The 19,151-nt window shown below is 73.7% G+C and carries 16 protein-coding genes; 7 read left to right on the top strand and 9 right to left on the bottom strand.

All coding sequences use genetic code 11. From position 1 onward, the window contains the following. Positions 1-12: 12 nt before the first annotated feature. The 6 genes from CXR04_RS34100 to CXR04_RS34075 form a co-directional block, all read right to left on the bottom strand. Positions 13-1,164 carry an acyl-CoA dehydrogenase family protein gene (locus CXR04_RS34100; protein ID WP_101426037.1) on the bottom strand — a complete coding sequence of 384 codons (1,152 nt, stop codon included), beginning with the start codon at positions 1,162-1,164 and terminating at the stop codon, positions 13-15. A gap of 154 nt (positions 1,165-1,318) precedes the next feature. Beyond that, positions 1,319-1,957 (bottom strand): hypothetical protein, encoded by a 639-nt coding sequence (locus tag CXR04_RS34095; protein ID WP_101426036.1) that lies wholly within the window; start codon positions 1,955-1,957, stop codon positions 1,319-1,321. A gap of 137 nt (positions 1,958-2,094) precedes the next feature. Next, positions 2,095-3,567, bottom strand: a complete 1,473-nt coding sequence (locus tag CXR04_RS34090) for an AMP-binding protein (RefSeq protein ID WP_101426035.1) — start codon at positions 3,565-3,567, stop codon at positions 2,095-2,097. Between the two features lie 251 nt (positions 3,568-3,818). After that, a complete protein-coding gene (locus CXR04_RS34085) occupies positions 3,819-4,715 on the bottom strand; it encodes a DUF3152 domain-containing protein (RefSeq protein WP_101426034.1) in 897 nt (298 codons plus the stop codon). A gap of 17 nt (positions 4,716-4,732) precedes the next feature. Continuing rightward, positions 4,733-5,365 carry a superoxide dismutase family protein gene (locus CXR04_RS34080; RefSeq protein ID WP_101426033.1) on the bottom strand — a complete coding sequence of 211 codons (633 nt, stop codon included), beginning with the start codon at positions 5,363-5,365 and terminating at the stop codon, positions 4,733-4,735. A 259-nt stretch (positions 5,366-5,624) separates the two neighbouring features. Continuing rightward, positions 5,625-6,140, bottom strand: a complete 516-nt coding sequence (locus tag CXR04_RS34075; RefSeq protein WP_234380643.1) for a hypothetical protein — start codon at positions 6,138-6,140, stop codon at positions 5,625-5,627. Between the two features lie 605 nt (positions 6,141-6,745). Here CXR04_RS34075 and CXR04_RS34070 point away from each other — a divergent pair. From CXR04_RS34070 to CXR04_RS34060, 3 genes are all read left to right on the top strand, one after another. Then, positions 6,746-7,765 carry a glycoside hydrolase family 6 protein gene (locus CXR04_RS34070; RefSeq protein WP_101426032.1) on the top strand — a complete coding sequence of 340 codons (1,020 nt, stop codon included), beginning with the start codon at positions 6,746-6,748 and terminating at the stop codon, positions 7,763-7,765. Positions 7,766-7,992: 227 nt separating this feature from the next. Then, a complete protein-coding gene (locus CXR04_RS34065; RefSeq protein WP_234380641.1) occupies positions 7,993-8,715 on the top strand; it encodes a tRNA-dependent cyclodipeptide synthase in 723 nt (240 codons plus the stop codon). Then, positions 8,702-9,730 carry a phytoene/squalene synthase family protein gene (locus CXR04_RS34060; RefSeq protein ID WP_101426030.1) on the top strand — a complete coding sequence of 343 codons (1,029 nt, stop codon included), beginning with the start codon at positions 8,702-8,704 and terminating at the stop codon, positions 9,728-9,730. Before CXR04_RS34065 ends, CXR04_RS34060 begins: the two co-directional genes overlap by 14 nt. A gap of 78 nt (positions 9,731-9,808) precedes the next feature. Here CXR04_RS34060 and CXR04_RS34055 read toward each other — a convergent pair whose 3' ends face one another. Continuing rightward, positions 9,809-10,192 carry an SH3 domain-containing protein gene (locus CXR04_RS34055; RefSeq protein WP_101426029.1) on the bottom strand — a complete coding sequence of 128 codons (384 nt, stop codon included), beginning with the start codon at positions 10,190-10,192 and terminating at the stop codon, positions 9,809-9,811. Positions 10,193-10,467: 275 nt separating this feature from the next. Here CXR04_RS34055 and CXR04_RS34050 point away from each other — a divergent pair, with 275 nt between their 5' ends. Continuing rightward, positions 10,468-10,923: an iron chaperone gene (locus tag CXR04_RS34050; protein ID WP_101426747.1), complete on the top strand. Its 456-nt coding sequence runs from the start codon at positions 10,468-10,470 to the stop codon at positions 10,921-10,923. A 66-nt stretch (positions 10,924-10,989) separates the two neighbouring features. Here the strand turns inward: CXR04_RS34050 and CXR04_RS34045 are convergent, their stop codons facing one another. Further along, positions 10,990-13,812, bottom strand: a complete 2,823-nt coding sequence (locus CXR04_RS34045; protein WP_101426028.1) for an ATP-binding protein — start codon at positions 13,810-13,812, stop codon at positions 10,990-10,992. Positions 13,813-13,958: 146 nt separating this feature from the next. On the opposite strand from CXR04_RS34045, the gene CXR04_RS34040 reads away from it, so the two are divergent. Then, entirely contained in the window at positions 13,959-14,426 is a 468-nt protein-coding gene (locus CXR04_RS34040) for a pyridoxamine 5'-phosphate oxidase family protein (protein WP_101426027.1), read from the top strand. Positions 14,427-14,745: 319 nt separating this feature from the next. Here the strand turns inward: CXR04_RS34040 and CXR04_RS34035 are convergent, their stop codons facing one another. After that, positions 14,746-15,006: a DUF6059 family protein gene (locus CXR04_RS34035; RefSeq protein ID WP_101426026.1), complete on the bottom strand. Its 261-nt coding sequence runs from the start codon at positions 15,004-15,006 to the stop codon at positions 14,746-14,748. 421 nt (positions 15,007-15,427) lie between these two features. Between CXR04_RS34035 and CXR04_RS34030 the strand changes: the two genes are divergently transcribed. Together CXR04_RS34030 and CXR04_RS34025 are read left to right on the top strand one after the other, a co-directional pair. Then, entirely contained in the window at positions 15,428-18,148 is a 2,721-nt protein-coding gene (locus CXR04_RS34030; RefSeq protein WP_101426025.1) for a LuxR family transcriptional regulator, read from the top strand. 202 nt (positions 18,149-18,350) lie between these two features. Next, positions 18,351-19,133: a thioesterase II family protein gene (locus tag CXR04_RS34025; protein WP_234380639.1), complete on the top strand. Its 783-nt coding sequence runs from the start codon at positions 18,351-18,353 to the stop codon at positions 19,131-19,133. Positions 19,134-19,151 lie beyond the last annotated feature (18 nt).

The following is a 19,151-nucleotide window of genomic DNA, read 5'->3' as shown; positions in this document are numbered from 1 at the left end:
TCTTCTCCCGCGTCAGGCGGCGCGCCCCAGGCCGAGCGTCGCGGCTATCCGGTTGTACTGGGTCTCGGCGGTACCGGAGTGGATGGTTCCGGCGACGGCGCCGCGCAGCTCCTGTTCGAGGCCGTGCTCGGCCGCGTAGCCGTTGCCGCCGAAGACCTGCACGGCGCCGAGGGCGGAGTCGAGGGCGGCGCGGCTGGCGACGAGCTTGGCGGTCGCCAGGTCGGCGGTGACCTTGCGGCCCGCGGCGAACTTCTCGGCCGTGTCGTAGAGCCACTTCCTGGACGTCTCCAGGCCGATCTTCATGTCGACGATCCGGTGGGCGACGGCCTGGAAGCCGCCGATGGGCCGGCCGAAGGCGCCCCGCTCCCCCGCGTACTCGACGCAGCGGTCGAGGCGGCGGCGCATCTCGCCCGTGCTGACGATGAAGCAGCACAGGATCTCCCACGTCATCACGTGGTCAAGGACGAGGAATCCGGCGCCGAGGCGGCCGAGGATGTGGGTCTTGGGCACCCGGCAGTCGTCGAGGAAGAGCGAGCACAGCGGCGAGGGCTGCAGCCCCGTCCTCTCGGTGGGGCTGCCGAAGGTGAGGCCGGGAGTGTCGCGTTCCACGAGGAAGGCGGTGACGCCGAGGGGTCCGGCGGCGGGTTCGGTCCTGGCGTAGACGACGACGAGGTCGGCGACAGGCCCGTTGCCGACGAACGCCTTGGAGCCGCTGAGGCGGTAGCAGTCGCCGTCGGCGGTCGCGGTCGTCCGCATGCCGAGGGCGTCGGAACCGCTGTCGGGTTCGGTGACGGCGTGGGCGCCGATGGCGGTGCCGGCGCTGATCCGCGGCAGGTACGTGTCCTTGAGCGCGGTGGAGCCGAAGCGCTGGAGGGCGATGCCGGTGCTCACCATGTGTGTGGTGATGGCGAAGTTCAATGCGCTGTTGGGGCAGCCGCGGCCCAGGTCCTCCAGCACGTACATGGTGGTGAGGAGGGACTGGCCGAGGCCGCCCCACTTCTCGTCGAAGGGCAGGCGCAGGAGCCCGGATTCCATGACGGCGTGCCAGGGTTCGCGCGGAAAGGCCGCTTCCCTGTCGTAGCGCGAGAAGTCCTCGCCGAACTTCCCGAACCACAGGCCGATCCCCTCTCTCAGCCTCTCGTCGTCCTTCGACCACGCGATCACTGCGGGCTCCTTTGCTCGGATTGCTGCCGGTGGTCAGCAGCAGGAGGGTCCTGCACCGTCCCGGGAATCGGTCTCGTCGCCCTTCAGTCCGGGGCCGCAGACGCAGTCCTGGCCGGCCGGGGCGGCAGGTGGCGGTGGGTGGGTGAGGTGGTTGCTAGGCGCGGACACCGGCCACCTGCCTTGCCGTCCCGGTGCCGCGCCGGGCGCGCAGCCGCTCGACGAGCCCCACGGCAGCGCCGTCACGCAGCGCGTCCTCGGCCGCATGGAACGCCTCGGCCAGGCTCTGGTCCGCGCCCGCGGCGAGGGCGGCGACGGCGGCGACGGCGGCGTTGAGGCAAACGGTCTCCCGCGCGGCGGCCGGGCCCTCCCCGCGCAGCAGCGCCGGCAGGTGCGTCTCGGCCGGCTCGCCGGGACCGGCGGGGCGCAGGTCGGCGAGGGCGTCGAGGGAGCCGGAGCGGCCGGTGGAGCCGGTCTTGACGACGCGGATGCCCATGGCCGCGGCGAGCAGCGCGGCGGCCGTGGGGATGTCGAACGTGGCCGGGCCGCCGCCGGTGCCGACGGGGTTGACGGTGCCGGGCCAGGGGGCGGGGAGGGGGTCGCGCCGGGCGTCGAGCGAGTCGAGGAGGGCGACGACGGAGTCCGCGTCCGGCAGCCGGGTGGAGAGGGAGGCCACGACGCCGACCGCCTCCCCGGGGCGGAGTGCCTTGCGCGCGGCCCGTTCCCACAGGTCGTGCCAGCTCGCCCCGTCCACCGGGCGGCCGGCGGCGAGGGCGGGCAGTACGTCGACGGGCACGGTCAGCCGGCCTTCGACGTCGGAACGGCGGATGCCCCGAAGGCATCCATCGACGCGGCGGTGCGGAGGTCGTCCGGGAGGGCGTCCGTGGCGTCGGTGCGGGACATGCGTGTTCCTTCCTCGTACGGGGTCCGCGGTCAGAGGCTGTTCGCCACGGTGCGCCGGTCGATCTTCCCGGTGGCGGTACGCGGCAGCGGCGCGTCGACGAACTCGATACCGCTCGGGATGCCGGCGCGCGGCAGCTCCGGGGCGACGTGTTCGCGCAGCCGCAGGCTGTTGAGCATCGACCCGGCGGCGCGGTGCACGACGGCGTGCAGCCGTCTGCCGGTCCGCTCGTCCGGCAGGGCGAAGACCACGGCGTCCGCCACCTCGGGGTGGGAGCGCAGCGCGCTTTCGACGGCGGCGGTGTTGATGCAGATGCCGTGGATCTTGACGATGAAGTCGCTGCGGCCTTCGAGGGTGAGCGCGCCGTCGGGGTGGCGGGTCACGAGGTCCCCCGTGCGGTAGTACGGGCCGGGGGTCACGCCGTCGGGATGGCCGACGAACGACTTGGCGCGCTGCGCCGGGTCGAGGTAGCCGCTGGTCTGGAAGGGGGAGGAGACGATCAGCTCGCCGTGCCCCGGTCCTTCGAGGACGGTGCCGTCGTCGGTGACGATGTCGGCGGCGACGCCTTCGACGGGGCGGCCGATCGGCACGGTGCCGTAGCGGCCGATGTCGCCGGCGGGGTCCATTGCGTGGACGAAGGTGTCGTTGGTCTCCGTACAGCCGTAGACATTGTGCAAACGCGCCCGGGGGAAGAGGCCGGGCAGCGCGGCGAGGCCGGCGGGGGACAGCGAGTCGCCGGTGACGAGGACCTCGGCGACCGAGGTGAACTCGTCGCCGCCGGGGTGCCCTTCGGCCGCGGCGAGGAGCTGGAAGAGCATCGGCACGCCCTGGACCACGTGCACCGGGCACTGCCGCAGCAGCGTGCGCAGGTGGCCGGGGTGGGCGGCGCGGTCCTGGGCCACCAGGGCGACCTGGCCGCCGTGGGAGAGGGTGGTCCAGACGTCGAAGAGGCTGAGGTCGAAGTTGAGCGGCGCGTAGCTCAGTACGCACGTGCCGGCGCGGATCCGGAAGGTCGCCGCGGCCCACTCCACGAAGGCGCCGATCGCCGCGGCGGGCAGGGGCACCGCCTTGGGGAAACTGGCGGATCCGGAGGTCGTGAGGATCAGCGCGGTGCCCTCGGGCACCCGGCTCTCGGCGGGCTTTCCGGCGACGGCCGGTCCCGCGGTGCCGGCGGTGAGGGCGCGCGGGTCGGGGAGTACGAGGGCGCCGGTTTCGGCGAGGAGTCCGTCCAGTGGCTTGCCCGTCACGTCGGCGGCGGGCACCAGCACCGGCCTGGCGGTGTGCATGCAGGCGAGGAGGACGGCGATGGTCTCCGGCGACTTCGCGGCGACGACGGCGACGGGGTTTCCCTCCGGAATGCGGAGCGCGGCGATGCTCTTCTCCGCGGTGCGGGCCATCGCCAGCAGGTCCCGGTACGACACCGGGCGGCCCTGCCAGAACAGTGCGGGGTTCTCCGGGTGCCGACGCGCGACCGTCGCTATTCGTTCCGCCAGCGGGAGAGCCATGCGGGACTCCTCCACATTCCTGTTCGACGGGCTTTCCGCCGCACCCAGGATGGGAACAGATGGCGCCCTGCCGCATCTCGAACAGCGCTCTCCTGACTGCCCTCCAGGACGCCTTGAGCCGCCGCGCCGGGACCGCTGATCAGCCACGTTTCCGGGAGTCCGCCCGCAGCGGCCGGGGGTGAGGGGATGCCCGGGCCGCACGCGTTGGTGCGCTGAACGGGTGAGAGAGGTGCCTCGATCGCGGGGGCGGGTCAGCCACGGTCCGGGTAGGGCCAGGGGTTCGTCTCGCACCGCGCGCCGTCGGTGGTGAGGGACAGCGTCTGCTGCATCATCACGGGGGCCCGCGCCCCGTCCCGTTCGCAGAAGGCGTGCAGGTGCCCCAGCCGGTGGCCCACCTCGTGGTTGATGAGCATCTGGCGGTAGCCGAACATGTCCTCGCCGTAGGTCGTCGAGCCCTGGGCCCAGCGGAAGGCGTTGATGAGGACGCGCTCGGTCAGTGCGGAGTCGCACGAGACGTTGTCGACGGTGGTGTCGAAGCCCGACATGGCGCACCACTCCCCCGTCGTCCCGGGGCTGGCGAGGGTGACGGCGAAGTCGGCGGGCCCGGTCGAGACGCGCTCGAAGGTCCGCCGCCCGTCCTCGCCCCAGCTCCGCGCGTCGTTGAGGGTTTCCTGTACGGCCCGCGCGAACATCCGGCCGTCCAGGGGTACGTCGTCCTCGACGTCGACGCGGTAGCGCACCACCTGGCCCGTACCCGGGGCCGGGTCGTGGCCGGGGACGGTCTCGAAGGTGCCGGGGCCGGCGAGCCCGGCGGGGACCGGATACGACTCGCCCATCCGGCGCCGGTACAGCAGGTCGCCGAGGGCCGGCATGTCCGCCGAGCCGCCGGCGGCGAAGCCGGAGCTATGCGGCAGCCCGGAGGCCGGCGCGCGGTACGGCACGCGGAGGCCCGACGTGCGCTGCTGCACCTGGAGGGGCGGGGGCTTGGCGTTGTCGACGACGGCCTGCGGCGCGTGGGAGCGCAGGGCGTCGGGGACGAGGCTCGGGGGGAGCGCGAAGAGCCAGACCACCACCCCGGCGGCGCCGAGGATCGCGAACGCCACCGCGCCCACCGCGAGACGCGTCGACGTACGCGTACGACCGGCCACCCCAGACCACTCCCCCGCTACTCGAACGGGACCGACAGGCAGGCCAGCCGCGTGCCCGCCATGCCGGCCTCGCCCGGGTGCGTCATCGTCGCGTGCTCGTGGATGACGACGGAGCGGGCTTCGCCCGGCCGGAACCGCCAGTCCTGGCGCGCCGTGGCTTCGGCGTTGCCCCGGAGGTCGGTGGTGAAGTCGAGCCACACCTCGTTCTCCGGGTTGGCGTACGCGGGGTCGGCGGACGGCTGCACGGGGTCCCGCTCGTTCTGGTAGTGAGGACCGGCCTGGTCGGGGCTGCCGCCGCAGGGCCGGGTGTGGACGTGTGCGCCGTACGTACGGTCGGGAATCAGGCCCGTCAGCGCAAGCCGGACGTGCGTCGTGCCGCGCCGGGCCACCTCGACCACGCCGATGCCGGCTCCCGCGGGCACGAGCGCCGGGTCGTACGTGAGCCCGTCGTCCGGCTCGGCGTCCTCAGGCGGCAGGAAGTACGCCTCGCGGGCGACGACATCGAGGCCCGCGCCCTCCGCGGCCGAGGCCGGCGCGGGGCCGGCCGCCCCGGACACCAGCAGCGCCACCGCCGCGGGCACCGCGGCCAGCGCCGCCGCCCTGCCCTGGTGCCGCCGCACCGCCTTCGCCGCTCTCGCCACCGCCTGCATCGCCACCACTCCTCGCCGCCGCTCCACGCGCCTGCACGTACGCCTCCACCCTGGCGGCGGCGGGGGTGGCAGCCGGGTCGTACGCGCGTGGCGTCCGGGTGAAGCGGCGGGCGACGGGGCCCGGGGCGCGCCTACTTGCCGTGGTGCGAGCCGCTGGAGCCGGTGCGGCTCCAGGTCTGGCAGCCGGTGCTCCGGACGAATTCGCCGTCGTGGACCGTGATCTGGGTCGGACCCGAGGTGGAGCCGCTGATGATCGGGATCAGTTCGCCGCGGTTGTCGGCCAGCCGCGCCCACCGGCACCCGCCCGGTTCGCCGTCGGAGCCCTGGGTCGCGTACGTGCCGGGGGCGATGGCGCCGCCGACGAAGACCGTGCTGTTGTCGAACGAGGTGGCGAGCCGGTGTCCTTCGCCGGCGGAGCGGCGCTGCGGGTGGTGCTCGCCGCCGGAGGGCGCGGGCGGCTGCTCGCCGCGCTTCGCCGAATCCTGCCCCCGCTCCGGGGTTCTGCGGCCTGCTCCTGGCCGGACTGCGCCCCGGCCTCCTCTTCGGCCTGCTCCCCCGACTCTTCCTCGGACCGGTCCTCGGGCTCGGCGACCTCGGCCGCGGTGTCCCGTACGGCCGATTTGGCGTCGCTGACCGGTTCTGTTCCGCCGGTGGTCAGCATGGCGGCCGCCACCCCCGTCACCACCATGAGCGCGCACGCGGCACCGATCGCCAAGCGGTTGCCCAGGAACCGCTGCACCAGCGGCAGATCAAGGAATTTCGTCAGTCTCTTCATGGCCCCATCGCTCGCATGCGCATAGTGGATGATTAGCTACATAACCTACTTTTCGCATGCAGGAACCGGGCCCTTGTCCGGCCGCGCCACGGCGCGCGTCACCGCATTGGCGCAGAGAACTCCGTGCGGCACCCACCGGTTGTCGGCGCTCTCTGCCCACGGAGGGGGTCAAGCCCGGCGGGTACCGCACGGAGGCTTTACCCCGGCTCGGCGGGCGCGGCGTCGGCCGCGACGGGTATGCAGGGCATGGCCGGGTCCTCCGGTAGCGGTGCCGGGCGCGGTATCCGGGCGCGGCGGATGGGGACTTGCTGCTGATTCGAGGAAAGCGGTGAATTCGGCGGGGTGCATATCCATGCCCCGCCGGTACGGGCCGCGGCCGCCCCGGATTGCCATGTCTGCGCAGCTCAGGGGTGATGTGGGCGCCGCCGTACAGGTTCTGGCGGCCGTGCCCCGTCCGGGTGAACGGGGCGCGGGGCGGCGGCCGGTGCAGGGTGCTCGCCCGGTCGGGTGTCCGGGTGCGGAAGGGAATCCGGGTTACGGCGCGGGGGCGATTGTCCATGCCATGATCACGACCGTTTCTCGGCGCCTATTTCGCAGGGGAAGAAATGTCAGCGCGGATCCGTACGCTCGTGTGCGTCGTGCTTCTCGGGGTCGCCCTCGGCTGCCCGCCCCCGGCCGTCGCCCGGGATGCCGCGGGCGGACGGGTGGAGCCGGCGGCCGCCGCCGCACCCTTGTGGGTCGACCCCGACTCCGCCGCCGCCCGGCAGGTGCGGGAGTGGCGGCGGCAGGGGCGCGGCGAGGACGCGGAGTTGCTCAAGCAGATCGCGGAGCGCCCCGTGGCCACGTGGCCGCGGTGGGACGATCCCCGCCCCGACGTGGAGCGGGCGGTCGCGGGCGCGGCGGCAGCAGGGCGCCGGGCGGTGCTCGTCGCGTACAACATCCCGCACCGCGACTGCGGCCAGCACTCCGCGGGCGGCGCGGCGGACGCCGCGGCGTACCGCGCCTGGATCGGCGCCTTCGCGGACGCCATCGGGGACGGCCCGGCGCTGGTGGTCCTGGAGCCCGACGCCGTCGCGCACATGGTTGCGGGCTGCACGCCGCCGGAGTACCACGCCGAGCGCCTGGAGCTGCTGTCCGACGCCGTCACGCGGCTGAAGCAGCACCCGGGGGCCGAGGTCTACCTCGACGCCGGCCACTCCAACTGGATCGCCAACGTGGCCGACGTGGCCCGGTCGTTGCGCTCCGCCGGTGTCGACCGGGCCGACGGCTTCGCGCTGAACGTCTCCAACTTCCAGACCACCGAATCGGAGATCGGCTACGGCCGCCGGCTGTCCGAACTGCTCGACGGCGCCCGCTTCGTCATCGACACCAGCCGCAACGGCAACGGCCCGCTGCGCGGCGGCGCGGACGAGGCGTGGTGCAACCCGCCCGGCCGTGCGCTGGGCCGCCCGCCGACGACACGGACGGGCGTCGAGGGCGTGGCCGCGTACCTGTGGATCAAGCGGCCCGGGGACTCCGACGGCACCTGCCGCGGCGGCCCGCCGGCCGGCCGGTGGTGGCCGCAGTACGCCCTGGGCCTGGCCCGCGCCGCCGCGGCGAACGACGGCGGGACGCCCGGCGGCTGAGCCGCGGCGCCCCGTCCCCCGGATCCCGGCGGCGCAGTCGGGGGCGCGGGCGTACCGCGGGGGCGCTTTAGTGCACGCGCTTTCACTTTCAGTGTCCGTGCAAACGCTATGGGTAATCAACGAGCGATCTAGTGGTGCCCCCATCGCCCGGATCGGTTCGCCATCCCTCGTATCCCGCCCCGGGCTCCGCCCCCGTCACCGGCGGGAACCTCTCGGAGGTGTCCCTGGTGGAATTCACCGACACGCCCCTGACACCGAACTGCGCCCGGGTGTTCGACTCCGGCGTGCACGTCGTCGTCGGAGTCAGCCTGGGCAACAGCTACTTCAACGGCGACGTGCTGCGCGGGCTGCTGCGGTGGCTGCACGTGCGCTTCGAGACGATCGACATCGTCGTCCCCGACTCCTCCTATCACGACAACCTGCTGGTCGCGGGGCACCCGGCGGCGTACGCGAAGCGCAAGACCACCCGGGAGACCGTCACCGCGCGCAGCCGGATCCTGCGGTCGTGGCAGCAGGCGGGGATCGGCGCGCCGGGCGCGGAGCACCTGCACCTGCTGTCGGGGCTCGCCGGCGACGCGGCCTACCGGAGCCTGCGCGCGCAGGTGGTGCGGGGGCTCGCGGAGGACGCCGAACTGCGGCGCTGCTGCCTGGAGATGAGCGCGTCCGCACTGCGTTCGCAGTTACGGGGCGCGGAGCCCTCGCCGGGCCAGGTCGAGGCGGGCCTGGGGTACTTGGAGGCCGAGCTGCCGTTCTTCCTCGGCTCCGCCGACGTGTTCGGCGTCGCCTCGTCGCTGTGCTTCTACCACCGGCCCATTCCCGTGGCGGAGCTGCTCTTCGCCCGCGGCGGGAGCCTGCGCCCGCCGCCGTCGCAGGGGTACGCGCTGATCCGCCCGGCGCACGAGGCCGGCCCGGTGCCGGCGGAAGGGGAGGTGCAGGGTGTTCGCTCATGAACTGAACGCCGCCGGGCTGCGCGGCGCGGAGGCGGAGGCCGCGTACACCGCCTGCGGGCGGTACTTGAGGCGCCGCAACTCCGCGGCGTTTCCCGTGGCGCGCTTCCTGCTGCCGCCCGGCAAGCGCCCGTACTACGACGCGATGCTCGCGTTCTGCGGGTACGCGGACGACGTCCTCGACACCACCGAGCAGGGCATGCACGAGCGCGCCGAGCGGTTCGACGCGCTGCGGCACGAGGTGCTGCGCCGGATCGACCGGGGCACCGCCGCGACCGCGGCCACCGGCGCCGGGCCCGTGACCGCGGAAGCCGTGCTGATCTGCCGGGCGCTGGCCCACACGGTGCGTACCTGGGACATGGATCCGGAGGGGATCCGGCGCTTCCTGCGCACGCTGCGGACGGACCTGGACACCAGCACGTACGCGACGTTCGAGGATCTGGAGCTGTACATGCGCTCCGTCAGCGGGGACATGAGCATCTGGGTCAACACGCTGCTGGAACCGGTCGACGACGAGGCCACGGTGAAGGCCATCGCCCTGGGCTACGGCGTCTACATGCTCGACTTCCTCGACGACATCGCCGAGGACGCCGCCCTGGGCCGCGTCTACCTCCCCCTCGCCGACCTCGAACGCCACGGGCTCAGCCGCGACGACCTCACCACCGCGGCCGCCCGGCAGCGCATGACCCCGTCACTGAAGGAGGCCGTCCGCTTCGAGGCCGACCGGGTCCGGCGCTTCTTCCGGCTCGCGGACGGCTGGCACCGCCACGTCCACCCGTCGGGGCAGGAACTGCCGCGGCAGTATCTGGAGCTGGGCCGCACGGTCCTGGCCGAGCTGATCCGCGACGACTACGACATCTTCCAACGCCGCCGCAGCACCCGCCTGCTGTGCACGGCGCGCGCCGGCGGCACCACCGCGCGCTCCTACCTGCGCACCCTCCGGCACCGCCGCGCGCACCCCCACCACATCCCCGGCATCCCCGCACAGCGGGCGGACGGGGAGGCCCAGGGCGGGTAGGCCCTGTCCGGCCGCCCACGCGAACGCCCGGCCGGTGGGACCGGCCGGGCGTGGCGGCGGGGGTGAGCCGCGGCGGGGTCACCGCCGGCAGAAGGGAATCTGGTCCAGGTTCTGCACGTAGCGGGCGGACATGTAGCCGTGGCCGCCCCTCACGGGCACGCGGTACCACCTGTCGTTGCCCAGCACGTTCTGACCGATGACCTTGCACTGGATACGGACGATCGTCCCGGAGTCCGCCCACCCGAGGATGTCGCTGCGCGTCGTCGGCTTGGCCCGCTTGTAGACCACGCTGTTGCCGAGCACCTTGCCCCGGTACGGGTAGGGGTTGGCCTGCGCGACGGGCGCGGCCTGCGCCTTCTGCCCCTCGGAGTCGGCTGCGGCGAGCGACGGCGTCGTGGCGAGCGCGCCCAGGGTCAGGGCGGCGGTGGCCACCAGGGTGGCGGCAGCCTTGCGGATCGACATCGGGGATCTCCTTTCGCGGTGCTACGCACCAGAGCGGGGAGGAACGTGAGAACCGTAGGAGAAGCCGGTCGCGGCACCGCCCTATTGCGGGCAGACACACCCAACTGCCCCCCGTCCAGCCCAATCCGGGCGGGACCGTGGGCCACCGATACGTACGTCCGTGACGGAATCCGTGGTCGCCACGGAGGCGTTCCGCGGCTCCCCGGAGCGAGGCTGTGCGCATGGCGGGCGGACCGGTGCAGGACCGGGCCGGAGCCGGGAACACGGGAGTGATCATGGGCAAGAACGAGACGGGCAGCACGTACGAGGGTTTCTCGGCCGAGGAGCGGGCCGCGATGAAGGAGTACGCCCGGGAGCAGAAGAAGGCGGCACGCCGCGGTTCGAAGGCGGACAAGGCGGCGGAGGCGGCGCGGGACGTGCTCGCGAAGATCGCGGAGATGGACGACTCGGACCGGGTCATGGCGGAGCGCATCCACGCGGTCGTCACGGCGACGGCGCCGGAGCTGGCGCCGAAGACCTGGTACGGCATGCCGGCGTACGCGCGGGACGGCAAGGTCGTCTGCTTCTTCCAGAGCGCGGGGAAGTTCAACGCGCGCTACGCGACGCTGGGGTTCAGCGATCTGGCGAACCTGGACGAGGGCACGATGTGGGCGGCGGGCTTCGCGCTGACCGCGGTGACGGACGAGGTGGAGGCGCGGATCGCGGCGCTGGTGAAGCAGGCGGTCAGCTAGCGGAGCGCGGGTGCTGCGACGGCGGTACGGCGTCCTTCGGTGCGGCGTTCGCCGGTCCGGCGTCGTTCATTCCGGGTCCTTCGGTCCGGCGCCCTGCGGGCCGGTGTCCTTCGGTACGAGACCGAGGCCGGTCAGCGCCGCCTCTCCCGTCGCGGTGTGGTCTCCGCCGGCGAGCAGCAGGGTACGGGCCGCCTGGTACGGGCTTCCCGCCGCGGCGAACGCCCCCGCAAGGGCAGGCAGCCGGCGCAGGTCGCCGTCGAGCAGCGCCTCGGCGCGGTCGACCTGGGCGGCGGCGACCGGGTGGCCGGCGACGACGGCGCGGGCCGCGGCGATCCGCTCGCGGGCGGCCGGGTGGCCGGCGAGCACCGCCGCTTCCGCGCGCAGCGCGACGTACCAGTGCAGCCAGATCCAGCACACCCACTTCCACACCTCGTCCGGCTCGGGCGCGACCCGCTCCAGCGCGGCCTGCGCGTCGCCGCGGTGGAGCAGGGCGGTGGCGTCGAAGACCGCGCCGTAGCCGTGCCGGTGGTTCGGCGTGGTGTCCGCGCGGGCGGCGAGGTCGAGCCAGGTGGCGCGGGCGGCGTCGTCGCTCCGCAGCCCGTGGACCATGGCGACCGACGCGGCTCCGGCGGCGAGGGAGAGCGACTGCTGCCCGCCGCTGTGCTCGAAGGAGTCGCGGAAGCGGACGGCGTGGGCGAGGGCTTCGTCGGCGCGGCCGGCGAAGGCGTCGGCGACGAGCAGCCAGGAGGTGGCGTGGTGGCCGGCTTCCGCGAGCAGCGGGTGGGCGGCGAGTTCCCTGCCCCACTCGCGGGCGCGCTCCAGTTCCCCGGCACCGACCGCGGTGCCGGCAGCCATGGCGAGGGCGTCCACCCGCTCGTGGGTGACGGCGGGGGTGGGCGGCAGGGGCGCCAGCGCCTCGGTCCTGCGGCGGGTGGCGGCGGCGGTGGCGAAGGCGTCGCCGGCCCAGCTCAGGGCGCCGGACAGGGCGTCGAGGGCGGCTGATTCCGTCACCGGGTCGGCCGCGCGGCGGGCCAGGTCGACGGCCCGTTCGACGCGCTCGATCGTCTCCGCCACGGCGTTGTCCGCATCGCCCTGCACAGCGCCGTAGGCGTCGCTGACCACCGCCGCCTCGGCCAGCGCGACGGCGGCGCCCGCGCGGGGATCGGCGCCGGCCAGGTCGCGGGCGCGGGCGAGCATCGCCGTGACCTCGGCGACGGCGGGGAGCCGGGTGAAGGAAGTCGAGAAGCGGTACGCGGCGGTCGCGGCTTCTGCGAGGTCACGGCCGGCGCCTGCGGCGTCCCCCGCGCGCTCGGCGGCCCCGGCGGCGGCGCGGTGCAGGCGGTACATGTCGTCCCCGAGCCGCCGCGTGCCGGCCACTGCCGCGGCGTGCCGCAGCGCGACCGCGGCGCCCGCGTCGTCGGCGAGGGCGGCGGCCTGCTCGTACCGCTGCTGGGCCTCGCCGAGCAGGGTGCGGGTGAACGCCAGCCCGGCCAGCGACATGGCGAGCCGGAGGGCGTCGGTGCGCAGCTCCGGCCGGGCGGCGGCCCAGCCGAGCGCGACCCGCAGGTCCTCGGCGAGGTCGTCGAACCGGGCACGCCAGTCCGGGCCGCCGGCGCCGGTCAGGGCGTCGGCGGCGGCGGTGCACCAGCCGAGGTGGCGGGTGCGTACGGCGGTCTCCTCGCCCGCGGCGGCGAGGTGCTCGGCGCCGTACCGGCGGATGGTCTCCAGGGCCCGGTAGCGGGTGCCGGTCGCGCACGGGGCGACGGCGAGGAGGCTCTGCTCGGCGAGCCGGGCGAGGCCGTCGGCGACGCCGGCGGCGTCCTTCGGGCCGTCCCCGGCGACCTCGGCGGCCGCCGCGGCGGTGAACGGCGCGACGCACACCGACACCCGGCGCAGCAGCACCTGGTCCTCCGGCTGCAGCAGGTCGTGGCTCCAGTCGAGGACCGCGCGCACCGAGCGGTGGCGGTCGTCGGCGCGGGCGCCGCCGGTGAGGATCCGGAGCTGGTCGCCGAGGCCGGCGGTCAGGCCGTCGAGCCCGAGCGTCGCCCAGCGGGCGGCGGCCAGCTCGATGGCCAGCGCCATGCCGTCGAGCCGTTCGCAGACGGACGCGACGCCCTCGCCGGCGCCCGGTCCAGGAGGCCAGCCGACCGCGGCGGCTCGTTCCATGAACAGGGCCACGGCGTCGGATTCGTCGCCGCCGTCGCGGGACAGCGGGGGCACCGGGAAGGCGCGTTCGAAGGGAACCAGGAGGCGGGCCCTGCTGGTGGCGAGCACGCGCAGCTTGGGGCAGGCGGCGAGCAGCCGTTCGAGGAACGGGGCGACTCCTTCGCGTACGTGCTCGCAGTTGTCCAGGACGAGCAGCGCGTCGTGGTCGGCGAGCGCGGCGAGTACGGCGTCGTCCACGTCGCGTCCCGGCTGCTCGCCGACGCCCACGGCGGCGGCGACCGCGGCGCCCACCCGCGCCGGTTCCGTGACCGGGACGAGGTCGGCGAACCACACGCCGTCGGCGAACTCGCCGGCCAGGTCGCCGGCCGCGGCGAGGGCGAGGCGGGTCTTGCCGACGCCCCCGGGGCCGACGGCGGTGACCTGCCGCCCCGCCCGTACCGCGGCGGCCAGCTCGGCGCGCTCCCGCGCGCGGCCGACGAAAGCGGTCAGCGGCGCGGGCAGGGCGGGCGCGTCCTTCCCGGGGCGGGCGGAGGCGGTGGAGGCGGCGTGCCGGGCGAGGGCGCGCCGGTCGGGCAGGTGCAGCTTGCGCAGGAGGGAGGAGACGTGCGATTCGACGGTGCGTACGGAGATGAAGAGGCGGCCGGCGATCTCGGCGTTGCTCAGGTGCTCGCCGAGGAGCGCGAGCACTTCGGCTTCGCGGGCGGAGATCGACGGGGTGGACACGCTCTCATTATCCGGGGTGTTCTCCGTGGTCAGCACGGAGGCGGTGCGGGGGTGGGCGGGGCGAGGCTGGGGTGGCGGCGATCGGCCCGGTGCGGATTCGGCCGAGGCGGATCGCGTACGAGCCTCACGACGACCAGGAGCGAGAGATGACCGCAGCCACGCACCCCGCCGAGCCCCGCACCCGCGCGCTGCGCCGCCGGGACACCGAGCACCGGCTGGCTCACGACGTCGACGTCTGGGTGGCGAGCGCCACGCCGGACGGCGTGCCGTATCTCGTACCGCTGTCGTTCTCCTGGGACGGCGAGGCGCTGTGGGTGGCGACACCGGCGGAGAGCCCGACCGGCAGGAACCTGGCCGCAACCGGGGCCGCGCGGCTGGCGCTGGGGCCGACGCGGGACGTGACGATGATCGACGGCGAGGTCGAGGTCTTCGAACTGGACGCGCTGCCGCGGGAGCACGGGGACCGCTTCGCGGCGAGCTCGGGGTTCGACCCGCGAGGGCTGGCCGCCCGGTACCGCTGGTTCCGGATCAACCCGCGGCGGATCCAGGCGTGGCGCGAGGTGAACGAGCTGCCGGGGCGCGAGCTGATGCGCGGGGGCCGCTGGCTGGACTGACGCCGCAGCACGGCTGTGTCGCGCTTCACACCCTCCCGGGCGGGGGCATGGAACAACCGGAGGTCCCCTCCCGTTGAAGACGGTGTGGGTACGGAGGGAACAGTGTCCCCGGGCCTCACCTCTCGCCTGTGGGGAAGATCGTTCGGCTGAAGCCCCATGGAGCCTTTCGCCGCGAGGCGACCGCCCTCCGTATCCGCCCCGGACCGCCCCGGTCGGATCCCCCCTCCGGCCGGGGCTTCCCCTTACCCCCGCCGCGTACGGCGGCTCCTCCGCCCTCGTCCGGGCCCTTCCCGCTGCCTGACCGCCGGCGCCCGGGCGGTTACGCGCCCGGGCTTTTCTCCTCGCCGATGGCGTCGGGCAGGGCTATGTCGTCCAACTGGCGGCGCAGGGCTTCCTCTTGCTCCGTGAGCGGGAGGTCGGGGCGCAGGCGTTCGGGGTGGCCTGGGACGGGGCCCGGTGGGGGTGGGGGTGGCGCGGGGGGCTGAGCGGGGGGCGGGGGCGGGATGAAGAACCAGACCCGACCGAGCGACGTCAAGGCTTCCTGCAGCGCGCGCAGCAGCCAGGCAAGGGCAGCAACCATCCGGGCAGAATGTTGCGCGGCGCCAAAGTCCCGCCAAAATCTCGCTGCGCCACCCCCCTGCGGACCGGCCGCGGCGCCACGATGGGACCCGCGGGCGCACTCCGGGGGCTCACGCCCCGTCCGGTACGCCCGCCTTCGCTCCCGTAAGTCGGGAGCGGCGCTCGCGGACCGATGCGATTGTCCCAGGGGATGTATACTCCGCAGCACCACAACAAGGCCGGGATGAATGACGCAAAACGGACCTAGGCATTATCTCGCGACCTGAGAAAACCCGGCCTTGCGTAACCAAACTCGACCTGTGAAACTACTAACCGAATACGCGGTACGGCGCTTCCCCTGAGCGCCGTATGACCTGGACTTGCTCAGGTGCGTTGATTCTCACGACGAATCAATTGCGCCAACGGGAGGTGAGTAATCCGGTATGGCTTTCGTCATCCGTGCGGCCGAATTCGAGGCGCTGCGGTCTGCTTTCTCTCGCTGTCTCCACGGAATGTCGCGCACAATTCTGATCGAAGGCGGCGTGGGTTGCGGCAAGAGTGCGCTTTTACACGCCATCACAGAACACGCGGCCGACATGGGCGCGACCATCCTCAGCGTCCAGGGCAGGAGCACCGCGGCGCATCCGCCCATCTCTCTGTTCCAGCAGCTCGTCGCGCAAGTGCCCGCCCCGCCGCCCGGCGAGGGCCCCGCGGGGGCCACGCCCGCGCTGCAGTTCAGTGCCGCGCTGCCGCATGTCGCGGAGAACGGCGCGGTGGTGATCAGCATCGACGACGTGCAGGACATCCCCTGGGCCGAGCTGGACTTCCTGCTCCAGGCGGTCGGCTGGCACCGCAGCCGACGCACCCTCATCCTGCTGTCCCACTGCCCGCACCTGCGCCATCGCGACCAGCCGGTCAAGACGGAGCTGCTGCGGCGGCCGAACGCCCAGCGCATCCACCTGGGACCGCTGGACGAGCGCGGGGTGCGGGCGGCGGTCACGACGCGGGTGAACCGCCCGCACGAGCAGTGGATCGAGCTGCTGCACCACCTCAGCGGCGGCAGCCCGCTGCTGCTGCGCGCGCTGCTTGAGGATCTGCGCGACGAGGACATGGAGGCCCGGCCGACGGGCGCGGAGTCCGCGGCGGAGCTGGGCATGTACGGCCGTGCCGTCGTGTCCTGCCTTTACCGCAGCGGCGCCACCGCCGTCGAGCTGGGGCGGCTGATCTCCGTTCTCGGGGATTCCGCGGCGCCCGAGCTGCTGGCGGGCATGACCCGTATTTCACCGGCCGTCATGGACCAGCAGTTGGAGGCGCTGCGCCACTCCGGCCTCCTGGACGGTACGAATTTCCGGCACGAGAGCGCTCCCCGGGAAATTCTTGCGGACCTGGGCACCCTGCAGCGAAACGAATTGCACCGGCGCGCCGCCGTGGTCCAGAACAATGCCGGAAGTCCCACCACGGAAGTGGCCCGGCATCTCCTCGCCGCCCGGCACGCGGCGGAGGCGTGGCAGCGGTCCGCGTTGCGCGACGCCGCGGAGACGGCCATCGGACAGGAAAACATCCGGCTGGCCGTCAGGTATCTCGAACTGGCGCTGGAAAACAGCCCGAGCAGCCCGGACCGTATCGAGATATACATGCGCCTGGCGCTCATCACGCAGCGCATCAGCCCCGCGGCCACGGAAATCCGGCATCTGACCGCATTGCTCAGTGCCTTCCACGCGGACAAGATGCCGAGCACGGCGTACGACGGGCTCGCGGACCTGCTCTTCAGCTACGGCAAGGTCCAGGAGGCGTTCGCCGTGCTGCAGCGGCAGGGCGCCGAGTCGAGCGCCGCCGACGTACGCGCCGGAGATCATCCCAGCATCGCGTGGCTGTGGGCCTGGTACAGCCAGCACTCATCCGGGCAGGAGGACGGGCAGGAAGGGGCCGCGCAGACCGCGCGCCTCCCGCCCGCCGACGGCGGCGCGCGGAGCCCGTACGCGTCGGCGACCTCCTTGTTCCAGACCTTCGAGGGCTCGTTCCTCTTCGGCGGACGCGGCGACTGGGCCGCCGCCGCCGAGAACCTGCTGGAGGTCTCGACCCTCTCCGACGCCACGGTCTGGTCGCTGGCCAGCTCGATCAAGGCCCTCGTCATCGCCGACCGGCTCGACGCGGCCTGGCAGTGGTGCGAGTGGCTGGTCAAGGAGTCTGCGAGCCGGGACGCACCCGGCTGGCAGGCCATCTTCTCGCTCCAGCAGGCGATCATCGCGCTGCGGCAGGGCAAGCTGGCCGCGGGCCTGGACTGCGTCCGGCTGGTGGAGAGCGTCATCACCGAGCGCAGCACGGGATACGCGTGCGCGGCCGAGGCCGTACTCGCCGCGCTGCACATGGAGATGGGGCGCTACGACGAGGTGGCGCGGGTGTTCGCCAAGCCGATTCCCCCGGCGTGGGAGAAGAGCGTCTACTGGCTGAGCTACCTGTGCATCCGCGGCTGCTTCCACCTCGCCACGAACAGGCCGCACTCGGCGCTCGCGGACTTCCTGCGGATCGGGAAGGTGGCCGAGCGCAGCCTGGTCGACCACCCCACGCTGGTGCCCTGGCGGCTCTACGTCGCCCAGGCGTGGCTGCACCTGGGCGACAGCCAGATGTCCGCCCGCATGCTCGACGAGCACACCGCGCGCGCGCCCGGCCACGGCGGTCGCGACCACGCGATGGTGCTGCGGCTACGGGCCCGGCTGGCGCCGCCGCACAAGCGCCCCGGGCTGCTGTTCCGGGCGATCGACGAACTCCTCGCCACCGGCGACCGGTTGGACCAGGCACGTACGCTGCACGAGCTCGGCGTCGCGCTGCGCGGGCTCGGTCACGAGTCCTGGGCCGCCAGGGCGCAGGCCGCGGGGGCGCACATCGCCCGCAACTGCCTGCCCGACCACGCCGTGGCGCGCACGCCGGTACCGGAGCGGACGAGCAAGGCCGTGCACGACGCCCTGGGCAAGGAGAGGCTGCTCACCAGGGCCGAGCACCGCGTGGCCGCGCTCGTCGCCAAGGGCCTGACCAACCGTCAGGTCGCGAACCGGCTCCACATCACCGTGAGCACCGTCGAGCAGCACCTCACCCGCATCTACCAGAAGCTCGGCATCTCCCAGCGTGCCGACATCGGCACGCGGCTGAAGAGCATCCCGCCCTGACCACCGCACGCCGCAGGGGCGCGGCCGACACCGCGCCCCGCGGCACCGTCTCCCGGTCCCGTACCTCTTTAGAAGCTCTTTGTCGGGCTTTCAACCGGTGTCCGTAGCGTCGCGGTTCACAAACGAGTCGGAGTGCTCAAGGTGCGCTCTCCACCGTGTGCCGCCTCTCGCACCCGGGAGAGCGCGGGAAGGCGTTGGCACGGTGCCCACTGAGATCCCGTTCGACGAGACGTGGCTGCGCCGCTTCGGCACGGCCCGGCAGCCGGACGTACGGCTTGTCTGCCTGCCCCACGCGGGCGGCGCGGCAACCACGTTCTTCCCGCTGCAGCGGGAACTGCCGCCGTCGGTCGAGTTCGTGGCCGTGCAGTACCCGGGCCGGCACGACCGCAGGCACGAGCAGCCGCTGCGCGACGTCCGTACCCTCGCCGACCGCGTGGCCGCCGCGCTCAGGCCGCTGACCGACCTGCCGCTGGTCCTCTTCGGGCACAGCATGGGCGCGGTCGTCGGCTTCGAGACCGCCGCCCGGCTGGAGCGCGACGGCGCCAACCCGCCCCTCGGGCTGGTCGCCTCGGGCCGGCACTCGCCGGCGACGCCGCGCGTCGAGACCGTGCACCAGCGCGACGACGACGGGCTCATCGACGAGATCACCAAGCTGAGCGGCACCGACCCGCAGATCCTCGCCGACCCGGACATGCGCGCCATGATCCTGCCGGCGCTGCGCGCCGACTACACCGCCGTGGAGACGTACCGCTACGACCGGAGCTTCCTGCTGCGCTGCCCCGTCAGCGTCTTCACCGGCACCGCGGACCCGAAGGTGACCGAGCACGAGGCGGCGGCCTGGGAGCCGCTGACCTCCGGCGCGTTCCGCATCGAGCGGTTCCCCGGTGGCCACTTCTACCTCGACGGCGCGGAGCGGGCCGTCGCCACCGCCCTCCTGCGCGACATCAGGGCGTTCACGAACGCGCCCGCGCCGCAGCCCCGTTGACCCACCCCCGAAAGGTAG

The sequence above is a fragment of the Streptomyces sp. CMB-StM0423 genome (genome assembly GCF_002847285.1).
Classification (GTDB): Bacteria; Actinomycetota; Actinomycetes; order Streptomycetales; family Streptomycetaceae; genus Streptomyces.
Note: the sequence above shows the minus strand (reverse complement) of the source record. Positions and strands in the feature narration are given on the sequence as shown.